Origin of the sequence: Streptomyces sp. WI03-4A, assembly GCF_033792105.1 — a bacterium.
Lineage (GTDB): Bacteria > Actinomycetota > Actinomycetes > Streptomycetales > Streptomycetaceae > Streptomyces > Streptomyces collinus_A.
Genome location: NZ_JARAUO010000018.1, coordinates 126,862 through 146,619, shown reverse-complemented (window position 1 = coordinate 146,619; position 19,758 = coordinate 126,862). Strand labels below are relative to the sequence as shown.

At 73.6% G+C, this 19,758-nt stretch carries 16 protein-coding genes and 1 pseudogene; 11 read left to right on the top strand and 6 right to left on the bottom strand.

Annotation, left to right across the window (positions count from 1 at the left end; genetic code table 11):
- The 3 genes and pseudogenes from PV343_RS20105 to PV343_RS20095 all read left to right on the top strand — a co-directional run.
- Positions 1–284: pseudogene (locus PV343_RS20105) on the top strand (hypothetical protein); the annotation flags it as partial.
- 183 nt (positions 285–467) lie between these two features.
- A complete protein-coding gene (locus tag PV343_RS20100; RefSeq protein ID WP_319148335.1) occupies positions 468–1,433 on the top strand; it encodes a pirin family protein in 966 nt (321 codons plus the stop codon).
- Between the two features lie 474 nt (positions 1,434–1,907).
- Complete coding sequence (locus PV343_RS20095) at positions 1,908–2,945, top strand: C40 family peptidase (RefSeq protein WP_319148334.1); 1,038 nt, start codon at positions 1,908–1,910, stop codon at positions 2,943–2,945.
- A 42-nt stretch (positions 2,946–2,987) separates the two neighbouring features.
- On the opposite strand, the gene PV343_RS20090 is transcribed toward PV343_RS20095, so the two are convergent.
- Positions 2,988–3,398 carry a (2Fe-2S) ferredoxin domain-containing protein gene (locus tag PV343_RS20090; RefSeq protein ID WP_319148333.1) on the bottom strand — a complete coding sequence of 137 codons (411 nt, stop codon included), beginning with the start codon at positions 3,396–3,398 and terminating at the stop codon, positions 2,988–2,990.
- Entirely contained in the window at positions 3,395–5,389 is a 1,995-nt protein-coding gene (locus PV343_RS20085) for a heavy metal translocating P-type ATPase (protein WP_319148332.1), read from the bottom strand. Before PV343_RS20085 ends, PV343_RS20090 begins: the two co-directional genes overlap by 4 nt.
- 109 nt (positions 5,390–5,498) lie before the next feature.
- Between PV343_RS20085 and PV343_RS20080 the strand changes: the two genes are divergently transcribed.
- Both PV343_RS20080 and PV343_RS20075 read left to right on the top strand, forming a co-directional pair.
- Positions 5,499–5,900, top strand: coding sequence for an ArsR/SmtB family transcription factor (locus tag PV343_RS20080; RefSeq protein ID WP_319148331.1), 402 nt, complete (start codon positions 5,499–5,501; stop codon positions 5,898–5,900).
- A gap of 195 nt (positions 5,901–6,095) precedes the next feature.
- Positions 6,096–7,460, top strand: coding sequence for an alkaline phosphatase (locus tag PV343_RS20075; protein ID WP_319148330.1), 1,365 nt, complete (start codon positions 6,096–6,098; stop codon positions 7,458–7,460).
- Positions 7,461–7,595: 135 nt separating this feature from the next.
- Here PV343_RS20075 and PV343_RS20070 read toward each other — a convergent pair whose 3' ends face one another.
- A complete protein-coding gene (locus PV343_RS20070) occupies positions 7,596–8,882 on the bottom strand; it encodes a PAS domain-containing protein (RefSeq protein WP_319148328.1) in 1,287 nt (428 codons plus the stop codon).
- Positions 8,883–9,124: 242 nt separating this feature from the next.
- Here PV343_RS20070 and PV343_RS20065 point away from each other — a divergent pair, with 242 nt between their 5' ends.
- The 4 genes from PV343_RS20065 to PV343_RS20050 all read left to right on the top strand — a co-directional run bounded on the left by PV343_RS20065 (position 9,125) and on the right by PV343_RS20050 (position 14,314).
- Positions 9,125–10,498: an ATP-grasp domain-containing protein gene (locus tag PV343_RS20065; protein WP_319148327.1), complete on the top strand. Its 1,374-nt coding sequence runs from the start codon at positions 9,125–9,127 to the stop codon at positions 10,496–10,498.
- Entirely contained in the window at positions 10,495–12,525 is a 2,031-nt protein-coding gene (locus PV343_RS20060) for a PEP/pyruvate-binding domain-containing protein (RefSeq protein WP_319148326.1), read from the top strand. The genes PV343_RS20065 and PV343_RS20060 overlap by 4 nt, the downstream gene beginning before the upstream one ends.
- A gap of 8 nt (positions 12,526–12,533) precedes the next feature.
- Positions 12,534–13,874: an MFS transporter gene (locus PV343_RS20055; protein WP_319148325.1), complete on the top strand. Its 1,341-nt coding sequence runs from the start codon at positions 12,534–12,536 to the stop codon at positions 13,872–13,874.
- Between the two features lie 80 nt (positions 13,875–13,954).
- Positions 13,955–14,314 carry a tetratricopeptide repeat protein gene (locus tag PV343_RS20050; RefSeq protein WP_319148324.1) on the top strand — a complete coding sequence of 120 codons (360 nt, stop codon included), beginning with the start codon at positions 13,955–13,957 and terminating at the stop codon, positions 14,312–14,314.
- Positions 14,315–14,372: 58 nt separating this feature from the next.
- Here PV343_RS20050 and PV343_RS20045 read toward each other — a convergent pair whose 3' ends face one another.
- Positions 14,373–15,800, bottom strand: a complete 1,428-nt coding sequence (locus PV343_RS20045) for a PepSY-associated TM helix domain-containing protein (RefSeq protein ID WP_319148323.1) — start codon at positions 15,798–15,800, stop codon at positions 14,373–14,375.
- Positions 15,801–15,933: 133 nt separating this feature from the next.
- Between PV343_RS20045 and PV343_RS20040 the strand changes: the two genes are divergently transcribed.
- Positions 15,934–16,578 carry a peptide deformylase gene (locus PV343_RS20040; protein ID WP_319148322.1) on the top strand — a complete coding sequence of 215 codons (645 nt, stop codon included), beginning with the start codon at positions 15,934–15,936 and terminating at the stop codon, positions 16,576–16,578.
- Between the two features lie 36 nt (positions 16,579–16,614).
- On the opposite strand, the gene PV343_RS20035 is transcribed toward PV343_RS20040, so the two are convergent.
- Entirely contained in the window at positions 16,615–18,045 is a 1,431-nt protein-coding gene (locus tag PV343_RS20035; protein ID WP_319148321.1) for a dihydrolipoyl dehydrogenase family protein, read from the bottom strand.
- Between the two features lie 163 nt (positions 18,046–18,208).
- Here PV343_RS20035 and trxA point away from each other — a divergent pair, with 163 nt between their 5' ends.
- The gene (gene trxA / locus PV343_RS20030; protein WP_020943631.1) at positions 18,209–18,586 is read left to right on the top strand and encodes a thioredoxin; all 378 of its coding nucleotides are present in this window, start codon (positions 18,209–18,211) and stop codon (positions 18,584–18,586) included.
- A 94-nt stretch (positions 18,587–18,680) separates the two neighbouring features.
- On the opposite strand, the gene PV343_RS20025 is transcribed toward trxA, so the two are convergent.
- Complete coding sequence (locus PV343_RS20025) at positions 18,681–19,727, bottom strand: LacI family DNA-binding transcriptional regulator (RefSeq protein ID WP_319148320.1); 1,047 nt, start codon at positions 19,725–19,727, stop codon at positions 18,681–18,683.
- Positions 19,728–19,758: the final 31 nt, after the last annotated feature.

Sequence of the window (19,758 nt, the reverse complement as noted above, 5' to 3'; positions counted from 1 at the left end):
ACCTCGATTCGCAGGAGGTACTGGACGTGCTGTGGCTGGCAGTCCGGCTGCCGAAGGACGTACAGCAGAAACCGCTGCCGCGGGTGCTGCGCCGGACGGCGGTGGGCCTGCTGGCCCTCGCCGCCGTGGCGGCCCTGGTGTTTTTCGCCGTCCGCGGCGGCCCGGACCGGCCCGCCGAGCCGGCTCACCGGCCCCGGCCGCCGGCGACCGGCACACCCTCCCCCGTCCCGAGCCCGGTCCGGCCGACCACGGCCCAGCCGTCGCCGAGCGTCCCGGGGCCCTGATCCGTCGAGCGTCCCCAGGCCCTGATCCGCCGAACGGGGTGCGCAGGGGTGTCCGCGTCCGCCGCCGCTGGGGCCGTCGTCCACCCACTCGCCCCAGGTCCGGGCCCCGGGGCCGCGGCGGTCGCGCGGCCCACCCGTCCGCGCGCTCGGCAACGGCGACGCGCTGCCGCTAGGTTGGGCGGCATGAGCAACCTTGACCGCGCTCCCGTGCCGAGTGTGTGCGGCGGCCGCGGATTTGTCGTCGCCGAGCCCGTCCGCGAGCTGCTGAGCCCCCGTCACGTGAAGCTGGGCGAGTCGACCGAGGTGCGCCGGCTGCTGCCCAACCTCGGCCGTCGCATGATCGGCGCCTGGGCCTTCGTGGACCACTACGGCCCCGACGACATCGCCGACGAACCCGGCATGCAGGTCCCTCCGCACCCGCACATCGGGTTGCAGACGGTGAGCTGGCTGCACGAGGGCGAGGTGCTGCACCGCGACTCGACCGGCAGCCTCCAGACGATCCGGCCCAAGCAGCTCGGCCTGATGACCTCGGGCCGGGCGATCAGCCACTCCGAGGAGAGCCCCCGGCCGCACGCCCGCTTCCTGCACGGCGCGCAGCTGTGGGTCGCGCTGCCGGAGGAGCACCGCCACACCGAGCCCAAGTTCGAGTACCACGCCGACCTGCCCACGGTCACCGCGCCCGGCCTCACGGCCACGGTGATCCTCGGCGACCTCGACGGATCGTCCTCCCCGGGTACGACGTTCACCCCGATCGTCGGCGCCGACCTCGCGCTCACCCGGGGCACGGACGTCCGCCTCCCGCTGGACCGGGACTTCGAGTACGGCGTGCTGGCCATGTCCGGCGAGGTGCACGTGGACGGCGTGCCGGTGCTGCCGGGCTCGATGCTCTACCTCGGCTGCGGCCGCACCGAACTCCCGCTGCGCGCCGAGTCGGACGCCGGGATCATGCTGCTGGGCGGCGAGCCGTTCGCCGAGGAGCTGATCATGTGGTGGAACTTCGTCGGCCGCACCCAGCAGGACATCGAGCAGGCCCGCGAGGACTGGACGACGGGGTCGCGCTTCGGGGAGGTGAAGGGCTACGACGGCGCCCCGCTGCGCGCCCCCGAACTGCCCCCGGTACCGCTGAAGGCACGCGGCAGGGTGCGCTGACCTGGTGAGACCCGATTCTCCCGTCCAGGGAGTTCGAGACCGTGTCTCCGCCTGTCCGGCCACGAGGACGCCTGGTGGCGCGCGCCCTTGGATGCTGCCGCGCGGCCTCCCCCGAGCTGTGCGCGTCGGCGAAGCCTCAGGTCTGCTTCCCGTCACATACAACGGTCCCGTCCACCGTGTGCGGGATCCGTGACCCGCCTTCGATCGACTGACGGTGAGCAAGTCGAGTGCCGGCGGCCCTCGTGAGTGAACAAGAAACGGCATCAAAATGTCACGAACAAACACCGGTTGGCGGTCAAGTCGGCACGAAGTGAGCGAGTTCTTCCATGCAGACATTTGATCCAACCGTAAGAAAGTCATTAAGGTCGTGATCCAACCCCTCGCTCGGGTGATCACTCAACGGGAGTGACGGTGGAGGGGCACCGCCCACCGACGCGTTGGACAGGCGGCTGAAGGAGCAAGGAGCTCGCCCCTGTGGCGTCCCATCGTCGACCCAAGCAGCCGAGCCGCACGCGTGTCACCGTGCTCACCACCGCAGCCGCCGCTGCCGTCGCGCTGAGCGCGAACGCCGCCGACGCCGCCCCGAGCGAGAAGCTCGGCAAGGACGAGGTGAAGGCGAAGGTCGACAAGCTCTACGAGCAGGCGGAGCAGGCCACCGAGAAGTACAACGGGGCCAAGGAGAAGCAGCAGAAGCTCCAGAAGGAGATCTCCACCGTCCAGGACAACGTGGCCCGCGGCCAGCAGGAGCTGAACAAGCTCCGCGAGGGCCTGGGTTCGATGGCGACCGCCCAGTACCGCTCGGGCGGCATCGACGCCTCGGTGCAGCTCTTCCTGTCGTCGGACCCCGACGACTTCCTCGACAAGGCGTCCACGCTCGACCAGTTGAGCAGCCAGCAGGTCGAGGCGCTGAAGAAGATCCAGGACAAGCAGCGCGAACTCGCCCAGGAGCGCGCCGAGGCCACCGAGAAGCTCAAGGACCTGGCCGCCACCCGTACCGAGCTGGGCAACAAGAAGAAGGAGGTCCAGGGCAAGCTCGCCGAGGCGCAGAAGCTCCTGAACACCCTGACCGCCAAGGAGAAGGCGGCCCTCGACGCCGAACAGCAGCGCGCCGACCGCTCCTCCACCGAGCGTGTGGACCTCAAGGACGCCCCGCCCGCCTCCGGCCGGGCCGGCGCCGCGTTCTCGGCCGCCCAGAGCCAGATAGGCAAGCCGTACGTCTACGGCGCCACCGGCCCCTCCTCCTTCGACTGCTCGGGTCTCACGTCCTGGGCCTACGCCCAGGCCGGCGTGTCCATACCGCGCACCTCCGAGGCGCAGTCGGGCATCGGGACCCGCCTCACCCGCAGTCAGCTCCAGGTCGGCGACCTGGTCTTCTTCTTCAACGACCTGCACCACGTGGGCCTGTACGCGGGCAACGGACAGGTCCTGCACGCCCCGCGCACCGGCACGGTCGTCCGGTACGAGTCGATGGACACCATCGGCGGCCCGTTCATGTTCGGCGTCCGCGTCTGACGCGTCGCCTCCCGGGAAAGCCGGCCGCCCCGCCGGTGGCGATCAGTCCTCCCCGGCCTGGCGGACGCGCCGGGACGGGGTGAACGCGTACAGGTCGAGCACGCCGGGCGGGTCCGCCAGTCCAGGACCGCCGGCGGTGATCCACGCGGCGATGTCCCGCACGGCGTCGGCGTCGTGGACCAGGCCGAGCCAGACGGGCCGCCCGCCTGCGGCCCGCCCGGCCGCTGACGGCTGGACGACGATCACATCGGCCTGTTCGCAGGCGTCCAGGCAGCCGGTCACGCGGACCTGCCCCGTGCCGGACAGCGACTGTCGCAGCAGGGCGAGCTGGGCGGCGTGGTCCACACCCGGGATCTTCTCCGTGCCGCAGCAGCAGCCGCGGCACACGGTGACGGCGCAGGGTGCAGGTGCGGCGGCCGTGGCACGGCGGGCCCCGCGGGCGCGGCGGCTCACCGGTCCGTCCCCGCCCGGGCACGGCGCCAGGCGCCGTCGGCGAGCAGGCGCAGGCCGTTGAGGCCGACGATCACGGTGGACCCCTCGTGGCCCGCGACACCCAGCGGCAGGGGCAGCGTCCCGGCCAGGTCCCAGATCACCAGGCCGGTGATGAACACCGATGCGATGACCAGGTTCTGCACGACGAGGCGGCGGGCCCGGCGGGAGAGACGGACGACGGCGGGGACGGTCGCCAGCTCGTCGCGGACCACGACCGCGTCGGCGGTCTCCAGGGCCAGGTCGGAGCCGGCCCGGCCCATGGCGATGCCGGTGTGGGCGGCGGCCAGCGCGGGGGCGTCGTTGACGCCGTCGCCGACCACCAGCACCTTCCGCCCCGCCCGCTCCATCTCCCGCACCGCGGCCACCTTGTCCTGCGGCAGCAGTCCCGCACGGACGTCGTCGACGCCCACCTCACCGGCGAGCCGGGCCGCCGCGTGCGGGTTGTCACCGGTGACCAGCACCGGGGTGGTGCCCGCCAGCTCTCCGAGGGCCGCGACGGTGGCGGCGGCCTCGTCACGCAGGCGGTCGGCGATGCCGAGGACCCCGGCCGGCCGGCCGTCGACGGTGACGAGCACGGCGGTGCGGCCCTCTTCCTCCAAGGCCGCCGCCACCTCCAGGGCCGCCGCCACTTCCTCGGCGGGACCGCCCGTGCGGCCGTCCGGCAGCCGGGCCGGGCTGCCGACCGCGACGGTCCTGCCCTCGATGGTGGCGCTGACGCCGGTGCCGGGCGCTGAACCGAAGTCCCGCACGAGGGGGATGTCGAGACCTCGGCCGCGGGCCGCGTCCACGATCGCGCGGGCCAGCGGGTGCTCGCTGGGGTGCTCGGCGGCCGCGGCCAGCCGCAGCACCTCGTCCTCCGGCAGGCCGGAGCCGGCCAGTGGACGGACGTCCGTCACCCGGGGCGTGCCCTCGGTCAGGGTGCCCGTCTTGTCCAGCGCCACGGCGTCCACCTGCCCGAGGCGTTCCATGACCACGGCCGACTTGACCAGCACGCCGTGGCGGCCGGCGTTGGCGATGGCGGACAGCAGCGGCGGCATGGTGGCCAGTACGACGGCGCACGGCGAGGCGACGATCATGAAGGTCATCGCCCGCAGCAGGGTGGAGCGCAGATCGGCGCCGACGAGCAGCGGGAGCACGAAGAGTGCCACCGTGGCCGCGACCATGCCGAGCGAGTAGCGCTGTTCGGCCTTCTCGATGAAGAGCTGGGTCGGCGCCTTGGTCCCGGAGGCCTCCTCGACCATGGCCACGATCCGGGCGATCACCGAGTCGGACGGGTCGCGCTCGACCTTCACCCGCAGCGCGCCCGTGCCGTTGAGGGTCCCGGCGAACACCTCGTCCCCGGCCGCCTTCGCCACGGGCAGCGGCTCGCCGGTGATGGTGGCCTGGTCGACCTCGCCGGCCCCGTCCAGGACGCGGCCGTCCGCGCCGATGCGCTCACCGGGCCGGACCAGGATGATCTCGCCCACCGCGAGCCGCTCACCGGGCACCGTCTCCTCGGTGCCGTCGTCGGCGACGCGCGTGGCCGTGGCGGGGGCGAGGTCGAGCAGGCCGCGCACGGAGTCGGCGGTGCGGGCGGTGGCGATCGCCTCCAGCGCCCCCGAGGTGGCGAAGATGACGATCAGCAGCGCGCCGTCCAGCACCTGCCCGATCGCCGCCGCCCCGAGTGCGGCGACCACCATCAACAGGTCCACGTCGAGGGTCTTCTCGCGCAGCGACCGGAGCCCGGCCCAGCCCGGTTCCCAGCCTCCGGTCGCGTAGACGGCCGCGAAGAGCGTGCCCCAGGTCCAGCCGGGCGCCCCGGCCAGGTACAGGGGCAGGGCGATCAGGAACAGCGCCAGCGCGGCCGCCGCCCAGCGGACCTCGGGCAGGGCGAGGAGCCGGGTGCGGCGGCGGGGGGCGACCGACTCGCGCGCCGCGCCGGAGGGCGCCGGACGGGTGAGCGTGGACGACATCGACACGGGGTCCTTCGGGGTGGGCGTGACAGAGTCCGACCGCACCACCCTAACAGGAATGAATGAAGAGACATTCATGTGTTCATGGATGGTGCCGTACCATGAACGCATGGGTCATGGAGCCGCACAGCCGTCAGGGCGCGTCCCGCGCAGGAGCCTGGACGCGGCCAGCGCCGCCAAGGTGGCGACCACCCTCCAGGCGCTGGCGACGCCCTCGCGGCTGCTGATCCTCGCCCGCCTGCGCGAGGGCTCCCTGCCCGCGACCGAGCTGGCCGCAGAGGTCGGCATGGAACAGTCGGCCTGCTCCCACCAGTTGCGCCTGCTGCGCAACCTCGGCCTCGTCGTCGGCACCCGCAAGGGCCGGTCGATCGTGTACTCGCTCTACGACAACCACGTCGCGGCACTCATCGACCAGGCCATCTACCACGTCGAGCATCTCCGCCTCGGCCTCACCGACTCCGCCGCCCTCGCCGAGCCGGAGGAGGAGGGCGCGGGCGTCCCGAGCGGCTGACCGGAGCCCGGACTCCCGGGCCCGCGTACCGCCTACGCCACCCACGGCCCCCGTACCGCCGCTGCCACCGGGGGCCGCGCGTCACGACCTCGATGCGCGCGCACGACCATCCGTTAACCCGCTCTTTGCCAACCCATGGTGATCTGACGTCCGTTGGTCCAAGCATCCGATCATCGGACGCCCCAAGGAGTCACCATGCACAGACCCACCCGCCGCCACCTCACGGTCGCCACCGCGCTCGTCGCCGCGACGACGGCCGCCGTCGCGGTCACGACCGCCGCCGGCGCCTCCACCAGCAAGGAGCAGGTGCGCAGGGCGATCCAGGACGGGAAGGCGAAGAACGTCATCCTGCTCATCGGTGACGGCATGGGCGACTCGGAGATCACCCTCGCCCGGGACTACACCGTGGGCGCCAACGGCCGCCTGAACATGGACAGGTTCCCGCTCACGGGCGCGTACACCACCTACGCGGTCCACGCCGACGGCACCCCGGACTACGTCACCGACTCCGCCGCGAGCGGCACCGGCTGGGCCACCGGCGTGAAGACCGTCAACGGCCGCATCTCCAAGACCCCCGGCACCGACAAGCCGGTGAAGACCCTCCTGGAGCTGGCCCAGAAGAGCGGCTACGCCACGGGCAACGTCACCACGGCCGAACTCACCGACGCCACCCCGGCCGTGCTCGCCTCGCACGCCACCGACCGCTCCTGCCAGGGCCCGGCCGACATGGCCAAGTGCCCCACCGACACGATCGCCGCCGGCGGCCCCGGCTCGATCGCCGAGCAGGAGGTCAACCACAAGGTCGACGTCCTCTTCGGCGGCGGCAAGCAGCGCTTCGACCAGGCCGTCACCGACGGCCGGTACAAGGGCCTGACCGTCACCGGGCAGGCGCGGAAGCTGGGTTACCAGGTCGTCACCGACAACGCCTCGATGAAGGCGGCCAAGCCGGGCAAGCCGGTCCTCGGCCTCTTCGCCCAGGGCAACGTGCCCACCGAGTGGACCGGCAGGACGGCGGCGGTCGGCGGCACGGACCCGCAGCGGTGCGTCACGTCCAACCCGAACCGCCCGGCCGGCACCCCGAGCCTCGCCGACTCCGCCACGAAGGCCATCCAGCTCCTGGAGGCCAAGCAGCAGGCGAAGCACTCCAAGCAGGGCTTCTTCCTGCAGATCGAGGGCGCCTCGATCGACAAGCAGGACCACGCCGCCGACCCCTGCGGCCAGATCGGCGAGACCGCGGCCTTCGACAAGGCGGTGAAGGTCGCCCGCGCCTACGCGGCCAAGCACCCCGACACCCTGGTCGTCACCACCGCCGACCACGGCCACACCAGCCAGATCGTCCCGCTGGAGGCCACCCCGCCCGGCCTGTCCTCCACGCTGGTCACCGACGAGGGCCAGCAGCTGAAGGTCAACTACTCGACCAACACGCCGGGCCTGTCCCAGGAGCACACCGGCACCGAGGTCCGCATCGCCGCCCAGGGCCCCTGGGCCTACCGCGTCCTCGGCGTCACCAACCAGACGGACCTGTTCACCACGGTCCGCGAGGCCATGCGCCTGCGCTGAGCCATTGACCGGGGGACGGCGTCCGCCGTCCCCCGTACCGGTCACGGCACACCCCATACCGCATACCGCATACCGCATACCGAGAGCGTGCCGCCCCGTCGGCGGCACGCTCTCCGTGCTCTCCGGACCGTTGGGTCAGGCGGGGCTGAGCGGGTGCGCCGCCGTGGTGGAGCGCGGCGGCCAGGTGTGCGGGGAGAGGATGCCCAGCGCGTAGGCGCGGGCCACCAGCGCCGGACGGGTCGCGACCCCCAGGAGGCACCGCAGCCGGCTGAGGTGGTAGTCGACCGTCTGCCGGGAGAGGTGCAGGGCCCCGGCGACGTCGGCGTTGCTGTGCCCGGCGGCCAGCAGGGCCAGTATCCGCACCTGGGCGGGCGTCAGCGGCGGGTGCGCCTCGTGGCTCAGGCCGAGCCGGGTGATGACCGCCCAGACACCGGGCAGGCGTTCGGCGGCGTGCTGGACGGCGCTCAGATGGATCCAGGCCCGGCGCCTGCGGTCGCCGTCCACGAGCACGGCGCTGGTCCGCGCGCTTCTGCGCCGGCCGGCGATGAGGTCGTCCCAGACCCGGTGCAGTGCCCTGCGTTCGGGGGTCCGGGCCAGCAGGGTGTCGGCGGGGGAACCGAGCAGGTCGCCCAGGCGGACGTGCAGCACCTCGGCGGCCGCCGTGCCCGCGTCCCTGACCACCCCGTCCGCGGACAGGCGCAGACAGGCGAGGCCGCTGTGGTCGCGCAGCGCGCACAGGTCCGCCTCCGCCCGGCGCCGCTGCTCCAGCGCGCGGGTGTAGTCGGTGATGTCGACGTAGATGCCCGCCACGCAGCGCCGCGTCCCCCAGCGGACCGGGAAGCGGTAGCCGACCGCGTGCCCGGGGCTGCCGTCCGTGTGCCGGAAGGCGAGCGTGTGCCGCGCGGAGTGCCCGCCGGTGAGGACCTGTTCGTCGAGGGCGAGGAACCGCGCCGCGTCGTCGGCCCCGTCGATCTCGGCCAGGTGCCGGCCGATCAGGGTGTCCCGCGTGGTCCCGTACAGATGGGCGTAGGCGTGGTTCGCCCAGACGCAGCGGCCGTCGGGGTCGCGGACGAAGACCGCGGCCGGGCTCAGGTCGGCGAAGGACGCGTACGGTCCGGTCCCGGCCGCCGCGCCGGCCACCTCGACCGCAACGCCCCTGCTGCGCCCCGCGGCCGTACCGCCGTCGCGGGCGGGCCAGTTCACGTCGAACGTGCGGCCCTCGAAGCGCGCCCGGTAGGGGCCTTCACCGGGTAACCGCGCGGTGCCGCCGGCCTCGGCGCACAGGGCCCGCAGGAAGCGCCGGGCGGTGCGTTCGTCGGCGAAGGCGCCGCCTCCGCACTCGACCAGGCGCGAACCGCCGTCGGCTTCCCACCAGGACACCGGGAGCGGCGCGAGCAGCGCTTTGAAATCGGCTTCGTCCACGACTCGACTCCTTCGACGTTCCACCAAAATCACGTGGGGTGACACGTCATGCGTGTCCCGTGCACACGTGCGGCATGCCGCACACCTCCGACCTCGACCGTCGCCGGCAGTCAGGCATTTGCCTGAGAGTCCGGTGCTTCGCCCTTCCGGGAGCGGGCAGCCGGGCTGCTTCGCTGGAAACGGAACCTCGCGATCGGACGAGGAACCACCACCGGACCGGACGACGAAGGAGATGGGATTCCGTGACGAAGGTGCTGTACGTGCATGCCAAGGGAGGCCCCCCGGTGGGGTACGCCCTGCCCCGGGTGGCCGCGAGGTCGACCGTGCACCTGCTGGCACTCAGCGACCTGCCGGCCGGCATGGCGGCGGACCCGGAGCGGCTGTGCGCGTCGGTCCTCGCCCGCGCCGACGCGGACGAGCACGACCTGGTCGAACTCATCACCTCCCGGGCCCGCGAGGTCGGCGCGGACGCCGTCATCACCTTCTCGGAGTACGCGGTGGTCGCGGTCGCCGAGGCCGCACGGCTGCTCGGGCTGCGAGGCGCCGGGCCGGCCGCGGCCCTCGCCCGCGACAAGCGCCTGATGCGCGCCGCCTGGGAGCTCCACGGCATCCCCCAGCCCCGCTTCCGCGCCGTCGCGACGGCCGAGCAACTGGCGGCAGCGGCTGTTGAGTTGACCTGTCCGCTGCTGCTGAAGGCGGCCTGGAGCGCCGGCTCGACCGCGCACCAGATCATCGAGGGGCCCGCCGACGTGCCGGGCGCCTGGGAGCGGTCGCGCGCGGTGATGAGCGAGTCGGCGCGCCTCGGCTACGCGGAGCTGCATGTCGGCGGCGCCGGTGAGGACTTCGTGGTGGAGGAGATCGTCACCGGCTGTGCCGAGGAGTGGTTCGACGGCACGGGCTGGGGCGACTACGTCAGCGTCGAGGGCGCGGTCGTCGGCGGCGTCTTCCGGCCGGTCTGCCTGAGCGGCCGGATGCCGACGGTGGCGCCGTTCACCGAGCGGGCCGGCATCACCCCGGCCGCCGTGGGCGCGCGGGCGCAGGCCCGGATCGTGGAGCTGGCCCGGCAGGCGGTGGAGGCGCTGGGTCTCGAGGACTGCGGCACCCACACCGAGATCAAGCTCGGGGCGGACGGCCGCATGTGGGTGATCGAGACGGCGGCGCGCTTCGGCGGCGCGATGACGGTGCCGCAGATCGAGGAGGTCTTCGGCCTCGACCTGGTGGGGATGTTCACCGACCAGCTGCTGGGCCGGGCGGCCGGCTGGCCGGCCCGGGCGCTGACGCCCGAGGACGCCGAGGGCGCGGCCGGTTCCCTCGTCGTCCTCGCCGTGGACGGCGCGGGCGCCCCCTGGCGCCACCGGCACCTGTGGGACTCCGCCTCGGTGCTGCGCTCCGTGCCGGCCGGCGCGGACAGCACCCTGTCCGTCGTCCGGGAGAGCTCGCTGCCGGACGGCACACCGGTGCCGGTCTACGACCCGGCCGCGGGCGCCAACACCATGGCGGGGCTGTGCCTGATGTCCGCCGACCGGCCGCAGACCGTGATCCGCGACTTCACCGCCCTGGTGGACGCGCTCCCGCGCATCCTGCCGGCGTACGTCGGCGAGGGGGTGCGGGCATGACCGCCACACTGGACGAGGCCGGCGTGCCCGGGACGGCGGGCGACCGCACGGTCGTCGGCGCAAACCTGTCGCTGCCCCTGTTCCGGACGCTGTCCGGGGTGCTCGCCGGACACCCGTACCTGAAGATCGTGGTGGACCGGGCCGAGGGCACCTGGCACCTGCTCGACACGCGGGTGCACCCCTTCCACGTCGACTACATCGCCACCCGTGTCCTCGGCATGACGATGGCCGAACTCGACGCGGACCTGGACGCGTTCAACGCGTCCGTGTACATGGCACCCGAGCGCCGCTTCCTCCTGGGAGTGCTGTCGCTGCACGCCGAGGAGGACCCGGACGGCACCGAGCGTTCCTTCCTGGTGCTGGAGACCACCGAGGCGGACACCATGCAGGGCCCGCTGCTGGAGGAGTTCTACTGCTACGTGCGCGAGCGGGTCGACGGACGGCTGCCGCTGCTGCTCAAGCCCGCCAACCACGGCCAGGAACACGAACTGACCGCGATCGGCGAGGCGCGCGTGCCGCGCATCCTGAGCCACGAGCTGTTCGGCAACCGGACCCGCACCTGCCTCAATCCCGGCGAGGCCGAGGGCCGGCTGCGCCACTTCCGCACCGCGGCCGAGTACGAGGCGGCGGCCGCGGAGCTCGGCTGGTCGGACATCGTCGCGATGCCCCGCCTCCCCGACGACGTGCCCCGAGTGGCCGGCTTCATCAACACCGCGCCCATCACGCCGCTTTCGCACACCAATGTGCTGGCCTCGGGCTGGGGCATCCCGAACGCCGTCGTCCGCGACCTCGACACCCTGGTACGGAGCGACGGCCTCCACACCCTCGACAGTCTCGACGGTGCCTGGGTGCGCTACCGGGTCCGGGAGGACTCCATCACCCTGGAGCCGCTGCCCGGCAGGCCGGACCTCACCCGGCCCTCCTGGCACCAGCAGCGCATCCGCATCGGCACACCCCTGCTGCGGCAGGCCCCGGTGCTGGCCCTGGACCGGCTGCGGCGCACCGACCGCGACAGCTACGGCACCAAGGCGGCCAACCTCGGGGAACTGCACCACGTCCTGGACAGCCGCACCGCCGACCTGACGACGTTCTACGCCCGCCCGCGCCCGCCGCGCCCCCATCTGCTCGGCCACCTCGGCGCCCGCCTCGGCGAACCGGGCGCCTCCGCTGAGGAGTTGCGCGCGGCGGCGGCCGCGTACGTGGCCGCGACGGTCCGCGCGCCCCGGGGCGTGGCACTGCCGTTCCACCTCCACCATCTGTTCCTGACCTCCTCCCCCGCGCTGCAACAGGGCATCGGCAAGCTGAAGATGGCCCTGGAGCTGGAGGCGTTCGACCTCGTGGACCCGCTGTGCCTGAACCTCCAGCACCTCGTGGGCTGCACACCGATGCCCGACGAGGTGAGCTCGGCGATCACGGGCGCGGTGCCGGAACTCCTGGCCGACGGCAGCCGGATGGTGGCGCGGTCCTCGTCCAACGCCGAGGACCTGCCCGGCTTCTCCGCGGCCGGGATCTACGACTCGGTGACCACCGTGCGCGGGACGGACCAACTCCTGGACGCCGTACGGCAGGTGTGGGCCTCGCTGCTGTCGCCGCGCAGCGTGCGGCTGCGGCACCAGGCCGGCATCTCTCTGGACGACACCTACATGGGTGTGATCGTCCAGGAGTACGTGCCCGCTGCTCTCGGCGGTGTGCTGGTGACCTGCGACCCGACCCGCCGGGAGGACTTCCGCAACGTGTACGTCAACTGCACGCCCGGTTCCCCGGAGCGAGTAGTGGACGGCACCGTCCTGCCGCAGCAGTACCTGTACAACACCGTGGAGGGCGGCGGCCGTACGGTGGACGTCGGGTCCACGGGCGAGGACCTGCCGCCGCGGACGCGCCTCGCGCTGGCCCGGCTCGCGCTCACCGGGCGGCTGCTCCAGTCCCACTTCGGCGCCGAGGACACCGACGACGCGCTCGACATCGAGTGGCTGATGACGGACCAGGGGGCTTTCCACCTGGTCCAGATCCGCCCCTATGCCCGGTGAGCCGCCGTATGGCGGTCCCGTGGCGACGGCAGGCGCGACCGGTGGCCTCTCCGGTCGCCCGCCGTATCATCCGGCTCAACAACGGGTTCCAACTGCTGTTCAACCTGCTGTGGTGGATGCCCGTCTTCTACGCCTACCAGCGCGACGCCGGTCTGTCCGACGGCCAGATCTTCGGCATCCAGAGCATCTACTACATCGCGTTCTGCCTGTTCGAGATTCCGACGGGGGTCGTCGCCGACCGCATCGGCGCCCGCAACTGCCTGCGCGCGGGCGCGGTCGTCATGACGGCGGCGAACTTGGCGCCGGTGCTGGCGCCCTCGTACACCGGTTTCCTGGTGCACTTCCTCGCCATCGCGGCCGGACGCTCCCTCACCTCGGGTGCGGCGAGCGCCTACCTGTACGACGGTCTGCGCGCCGAGGGTGCCGACGCCCACTACCTGAGGGCGGAGGGCACCGCGCGGTCCCTCGGACTGGCCGCCAAGGTGGTCTGCTGGCCGCTGGTCGGCCCGCTGATGGCGCTGGCCCCGCAGAGCCCGTACGTGCTCAGCGCGGCGAGCGCGGCCGGGTCCCTGGCCTGCGCGCTGGCACTGCCACGGCTCGCGCCGCGCGGCGGGGCCGCCCGCGCGGACGTGCGCGGGCAGCGCACCAACACCCTCCTGCGGGACACCGGTGCCGCGGTGCGTGCCCTGCGCGCTTCGCCCTGGCTGCCGTTGCTCATGGTGCAGGGCGTGGCGGTGTTCACGCTGTCGCGCATCTGCCAGGTCAACCTGTTCCAGCCGGTCCTGCTGGAACACGGGATCAAAGAGAGCGCGCACGGCGGTGTGCTCGCGGCCATGACGGTGGCCGAGGCGGTGGCGTCGGCCCGCCCGCAGTGGCTGAGCCGCCGGGTGTCACCGGCCGCCTGGGTGTCCCTGCTGAGCGTGGCGCTCGCCGCCGCGCTCGCGGGCACCGCGCTCGGCGGGCCCTGGCTGGTGGTGGCGCTGCTGTGCGCGTTCGCCGCGCTCACCGGGTTCGTCTATCCGGTACAGCGCAAGCTCGTCAACGACGCCGTCCCGCCGGACGCGCCGCGCGCCACGCTGCTGTCGGTGGAGAGCATCGTGGACCGGGGCGTGTGCGCCCTGGCCGCGGTCGCCGCCGGGGCCTATCTGGCGGCCGGGCGCCTGGACGCGCTGCTGTGGCAGAGCGCCGCGGTCACCTGTGTGCTGATCCCCCTCCTGCACCTCGCGCTGCGCCGGCTGGGCCCCGGCGCCCCGCGCGGCCGCCGTGCGGCACGCGGTCCCGCCCGGCCGGCGGAGGCGGACCAGCCGCTGCCGCTGCCGGTCGACGAAGGGGTCGCACCGCACCCGTGAGGCGGGGACGGAGACGGAGCCCAGCAATAGTGGAATATTGAACAACCTGCTTCGGTTGGAGCCGTCGAAGGAGGTCACGAGTGGAGACGCAGAGCACGACCACGTACTACGACCACGGCAGCACCGCCGAACGCTGGGAGCGCGCACGGCAGTTCTTCGACGCGAAGGACTACGCGGGCGCGGCGCGGGTGCTGGCCCGGCTGGTCGAGGAGGTGCCGGAGCAGACCGGACCCCGGCTGCTGCTGGCCCGCGCCTACTACCACTCGGCCCAGCTGCGCCGCGCGGAGGCCGAGCTGCGGATCGTCGTGGAGCGCGACCCGGTGGAGCACTACGCCCGGCTGATGCTGGGCCGCACGCTCCAGCGGCAGGCGCGGCACGACGAGGCGGAACCGCACCTGCGGATCGCCTCGGCGCTCGCGGGTGACTTCCCGCGGGAGTGAGCGGTGCGGGCGGGCCCGGTTCCCCGGCGGAACCGGGCCCTCGGCACGTTCCGGGGCGCTACTTCGCCCCGGCCGCGCCGCTCGCCGCGTTCGCGGCCGCCTTCCCGGGCCTACGGCGCCCGCGGCGGTGCGCGATCTCGCCCAGGACGACGTCGACGGCGATGAAGGCGGCCAGCGGGATGCCGAGCAGCGGCACGAAGTAGCCGGTGGCGGCGATCACCGCCAGGGCCGGCACCAGGAGGTACGGCGGCACCTGCGCCCACGAGCCGCGCGGCAGCGGCCGGCCGAACGCGGAGCCGCGGCCGCGCTGCCACCACATGCGGTAGCCCCAGACGATCAGCAGGACGAGGGCGAGCGCGAGCAGGGCGAGGGCGATCTGGTTGGCGAGGCCGAACAGCACGCCGGTGTGCAGGTCGATCCCCCAGCGGGTGAGCTTGGCGAGCACCGGGTGGTCGGCGAACCGCAGTTCGCCGGTCACCTCGCCGGTGGCGGGGTCGACGGCGACGGCGTCCTGCTTCTCCGGCCAGGACCGCTGCACCTGCCTGACCACGTAGGCGCTGTGCGCGTCGGCGGGCGGGACGATCTCCACGGGGTCGCCGAGGCCCTTGGCGCGGGCGGCCGCGAGCGCGCGGTCGAGGCCGGTCCCTGAACCGGCGTCGCCGCCGGTGCCGCCTGCCGCGCCGTGGCCCGCGTGCTCACCGCCCGGCACCGCCGCCGAGAGGGTGGGCGTGGCCTGGCCGAGGGAGGTGCGCAGGTCGTCGATGTGCGCGCCGGCGTAGGTGGACCAGGTCAGGCCGGTCGCCGACAGGAACAGGAAGCCGACGGCGGTCCAGACGCCGACCGTGCCGTGCAGACCGAGGGTGCGGCGCCGCCCCCGGGTGCCCCGCACCCGGCGCAGGGCGCGCCGCCGGGAGAACCACAGCACCAGGCCGCCGCCGGTGACCACCCACAGCCAGGAGGCCGCGAGTTCGCTGTAGAGCCGGCCGGTGTCGCCGAGGTGCAGGTCGCGGTGGAGTTCGTCGATCCAGGTGCGCAGGGGCAGCGCGCCGGTCGAGCCGTACTGTTCGAGGGACCCGCGCACCTGGCCGGTGCCGGGGTCCACGAACACCGCGAGGGTGTGGTCGGGGTCGACGCCCGGCACGCCGGAGAGCATCACCCGGGTGGTGGTGCCGGGTCCGGGCGCCGGCCGCACCGCCGTGACGGTGCCCTCCGGGTGGGCCTCGCGGGCGGCGGCGACCTGGGCCGAGACGGGGAGCCGGCGGTGGCTCTCCGGCGCGGTGAGTTCATGGGCGTAGACGTACTTCTCGGCCTGGAAGGAGCCCGCGTACAGCAGGCCGCTGACGGCGGCGACCAGCAGGAAGGGGGCGACGAGCAGACCGGCGTAGAAGTGCAGGCGCAGCACGAGGGGGCGCAGCGCGGCCCGGCGGCCCGGGGCGGGGGCCGGGGCGGGTGCCTCGTCCGTGGTGGGCGAGGGAGCGGTGGACATCGGTGGGCATCTCCGGGGGACTCGGACCGGCAGGGTGTCGGTCCACTGGTCGGGCCGGAAGGGCGCCGGGTTCCCCGGGGTGTTGGTGAGCTGCGCCACACGGAGAGGCAGGTGGGCATGGCATTCTGACGCGATGGCACCTCCCAGCGAACGCGCGTCCGTCGCCGAGCGGGTCGAGGAACTCCTCGCCGCCGGCGGCCCCTTGCCCATCGTCACGGCCGGTCAGCCGGTCCTGCGGCGCGGCGCTGAGCCCTACGAGGGCCAGCTCTCCCCCGCCCTGCTGGCCCGTTTCGTCGAGGCCCTGCGCGTCACCATGCACGCGGCGCCCGGCGTGGGCCTCGCCGCCCCGCAGGTCGGCATCCCGCTGCGGATCGCGGTCGTGGAGGACCCGGCTCCGGTGCCCGAGGAGGTGGCGCTGGTACGAGGCCGGGTGCCGCAGCCGTTCCGGGTCCTGGTGAACCCGTCGTACGAGCCCGTGGGCGACACGCGTGCGGCGTTCTTCGAGGGCTGCCTGAGCGTGCCGGGCTGGCAGGCCGTGGTGGCCCGGCACGCCGAGGTGCGGCTGCGCGGGGAGGACGGGCAAGGGCGGGCGCTGGACGAGGTGGTCGGCGGGTGGCCGGCCCGTATCGTCCAGCACGAGACGGACCATCTCGACGGCACGCTCTACCTCGACCGGGCGGAGCTGCGTTCCCTGTCCACGAACGAGGCGGTGGCGGCCCTGTGGGCGCAGCCGGCGCCGGAGGCGGCGGCCGAGGCGCTCGGCTTCACGCTGCCGTGACGTGCCGTCGGCCGCCGGTACCCCGCCGGACGGCCGTCAGCTGTCCCGGTAGGCCTCCAGGAGCCGCAGCCACACCTCGCTGAGCGTCGGGTACGACGGGACGGCGTGCCACAGGCGGTCGACCGGTACGCGGCCGGTGATCGCGATGGTCGCGGAGTGCACGAGTTCGCCGACGCCGGGGCCGACGAAGGTGGCCCCGCGCAGGATCTCCTCCTCCAGGTCGACCACCACGCGGGCGCGGCCCTTGTAGCCGTCGCCGTACAGGCCGGCCCCGGCGACGGTGGAGAACGCCACGTCGACGGCGCGGACCCGGTGCCCGGCCTGTTCGGCCTCGGCGAGGGAGAGGCCGACGGCGGCGGCCTCGGGGTCGGTGAAGACGACCTGGGGTACGGCATCGTGGTCGGCGGTGGCCACGTGCGCGCCCCAGGGCTCGTCCAGGAGAGGGTCGCCGGCGGCGCGGGCGGCGATGGCGGCGCCCGCGATGCGGGCCTGGTACTTGCCCTGATGGGTGAGGAGAGCGCGGTGGTTGACGTCGCCGACGGCGTAGAGCCAGTCGGTGCCGGTGACGCGCAGGGTGTCGTCGGTCTCCAGCCAGGAGCCCGGCTCCAGGCCGACGGTGTCCAGGCCGATGTCGTCGGTGTGCGGGACCCGGCCGGTGGCGAAGAGGATCTCGTCGGCCTCGACGCGGTCGCCGGTGCCGGTGACGGCCACGACCGTGCCGTTCTCGCGGCTGACGGAGTCCACGGAGGTGCCGGTGCGGATGTCGACGCCCGCCTGGGCGAGGGCCTCCGCGACCAGTTCCCCGGCGAACGGCTCCATGCGGTTGAGCAGGCCCTTGCCGCGGACCAGCAGGGTGACGCGCGAGCCGAGGGCCTGCCAGGCGGTGGCCATCTCGGTGGCGACGACACCGCCGCCGACCACGATCAGCCGGCCCGGTGCCGCCTTGGCGCTGGTGGCCTCACGGCTGGTCCAGGGCTTGACCTCGGACACGCCCGGCAGGTCGGGGAGCTGGGCGCGGGTGCCGGTGCTGACGGCGACGGCGTGCCGCGCGGTCAGGGTGGTCACGGTGCCGTCGGGGGCCGTCACGGTGACCGTGCGGGGCCCCGCGAGGCGGCCGTGGCCCCGGTAGAGGTCGGCGTTGACGCCGTTCAGCCAGGCGACCTGGCCGTCGTCCTGCCAGTGGGAGGCGTAGGTGTCACGGCGGGCGAGGACGGCGGGCGTGTCGAGGGGGCCCTGGACCGACTGGCTCAGGCCCGGCAGGCGTCGCGCGTCGGCCTGTGCGATCACCGGCCTGAGCAGCGCCTTGCTGGGCATGCAGGCCCAGTACGAGCACTCGCCGCCGACCAGTTCGCTCTCCACGATCGCGGTGGTGAGACCGGCGGCGCGGGTGCGGTCGGCGACGTTCTCCCCCACGGGCCCGGCCCCGAGCACCACGACGTCGTACGCGATGGATTCCGTTTCCGTCATGGTGTCAGTCTGGTGGGTGGTTGCCGCGGGGGCCACACGGGTACGCGCGCGGAACACGACCGTGCACGGACGGGACAGACATCGGCACGGTGGAATAGGCGGGCGGACCGTCGTGTTCTCGCCGTCGGCACCATCCCCACACCAGGAACGAGGGAATCACGCCATGAGCAGCACCATGGAGCTGACCAAGGACAACTTCGACCAGACGGTCACCGAGAACGAGTTCGTCCTCATCGACTTCTGGGCGTCCTGGTGCGGGCCGTGCCGTCAGTTCGCACCCGTGTACGAGAAGGCGGCCGAGGAGAACCCGGACCTCGTGTTCGGCAAGGTCGACACGGAGGCGCAGCCGGAACTGGCCCAGGCCTTCGGCATCCAGTCGATCCCGACGCTGATGATCGTGCGGGACCAGGTCGCCATCTTCGCCCAGCCGGGCGCGCTGCCCGAGGCCGCGCTCGCGGACGTCATCGGCCAGGCCCGGAAGCTCGACATGGACGAGGTCCGCAAGAGCATCGCCGCCCAGGAGAGCGGCGCCGCCGAGTAACCGGGCGCCCCTTCCTTCGTCCTGAGCCGGTGGGGGTCATGCCTCCATACGGGTGAGCCGGCCGGCCCCCTTCCGGTGAATCTCCGCCGCCGGGTCAGCTGGACTCGCGGCGGACCAGGGCGGCGCCCAGCACCCTGCGGACCTCGGGCTCGGCGCCGGGGTCGCGGACCGCCTGGTCGACGAGTTCGGCGAGTTCGCGGCCGGAGGGCAGTTCGATGTGCACGGTGGTGAGCCGGGGCCGAAGCAGCCGGCCGAGCATCAGGTCGTCGGCGCCGACGACGGCCACGTCCTCGGGGACGCGCAGGCCCTCGTCCTGGAGCGCGCGCATCAGCAGCATGGCGTACTCGTCGTTGTAGGCGAACACGGCGTCCAGGCCCGACCCGGCCCAGCGGGCGGCGAGTTCGGCGGCGGCCTGCTCGGTGTAGGCGAGCGGCAGTTCGGTCACGCTCGCGTCCGTGCCCCGCAGCGCCTGGCGCACACCGGCGAGCCGGGGCCGGGAGAACGCCTCCAGGCCCTCCTCGTCAGGGACCACCACGCCGATACGGCGCCGGCCACGCGCGTGCAGATGGGCGCCCACGCAGTGGCCGACGGCCTCGTGGTCCATCAGCAACGCGTGCGCTCCCTCGACGCGTTCGGGGCCGAGGGTCACCACGGCCCGGGCACCGGCGCGCTTGAGGACCGCGACACCCTGCGGACCGAGCCCCGTACCGGGCACCAGGACGGCGACCGGCCTCAACTCCGCCCAGGCGCGCGCGGCTTCGTCCCCCTGGCGGCCGACGGTGCCGTACTGCACCACCGTGTAGTCGAGGCGGCCGAGCGCCGACTGGAGTTCGCTGAGGAAGCGGCTGTAGAGGGGGCCCACCGGGATGGCCGGGGCGGGCATCAGGACCATGCGGCTGTGCCCGGCGCGCAGGCTGCGCGCGGCCGCGTGGGGCACGTACCCCAGTTCCCGTGCGGCCTCGTGGACGCGGCGGCGGGTCGGCTCGCTGATCCGGACGGCGCTGGTGTTGTTGAGGACGTAGGAGACGGTCGCACGCGAGACGCCGGCCAGCCGGGCCACGTCCGCACTCGTCGGGACGGAGTGCGATGCGGGCGCCGCGGACGGGGGCGTGTTCGGTATCTGCACCATGACAGACCGCATAGTGGCAGAAGCGTGAAGGGCGCCGACGGGC

Excerpts from the sequence above, each read along its gene's own strand:
- PV343_RS20100 (WP_319148335.1), top strand. The coding sequence starts at position 468 with ATGAGCAACCTTGACCGCGCTCCCGTGCCGAGTGTGTGCGGCGGCCGC.
- PV343_RS20085 (WP_319148332.1), bottom strand. The coding sequence starts at position 5,389 with ATGTCGTCCACGCTCACCCGTCCGGCGCCCTCCGGCGCGGCGCGCGAG.
- PV343_RS20080 (WP_319148331.1), top strand. The coding sequence starts at position 5,499 with ATGGGTCATGGAGCCGCACAGCCGTCAGGGCGCGTCCCGCGCAGGAGC.
- PV343_RS20075 (WP_319148330.1), top strand. The coding sequence starts at position 6,096 with ATGCACAGACCCACCCGCCGCCACCTCACGGTCGCCACCGCGCTCGTC.
- PV343_RS20060 (WP_319148326.1), top strand. The coding sequence starts at position 10,495 with ATGACCGCCACACTGGACGAGGCCGGCGTGCCCGGGACGGCGGGCGAC.
- PV343_RS20055 (WP_319148325.1), top strand. The coding sequence starts at position 12,534 with ATGGCGGTCCCGTGGCGACGGCAGGCGCGACCGGTGGCCTCTCCGGTC.
- PV343_RS20045 (WP_319148323.1), bottom strand. The coding sequence starts at position 15,800 with ATGTCCACCGCTCCCTCGCCCACCACGGACGAGGCACCCGCCCCGGCC.
- PV343_RS20040 (WP_319148322.1), top strand. The coding sequence starts at position 15,934 with ATGGCACCTCCCAGCGAACGCGCGTCCGTCGCCGAGCGGGTCGAGGAA.
- PV343_RS20035 (WP_319148321.1), bottom strand. The coding sequence starts at position 18,045 with ATGACGGAAACGGAATCCATCGCGTACGACGTCGTGGTGCTCGGGGCC.
- trxA (WP_020943631.1), top strand. The coding sequence starts at position 18,209 with ATGAGCAGCACCATGGAGCTGACCAAGGACAACTTCGACCAGACGGTC.
- PV343_RS20025 (WP_319148320.1), bottom strand. The coding sequence starts at position 19,727 with ATGCGGTCTGTCATGGTGCAGATACCGAACACGCCCCCGTCCGCGGCG.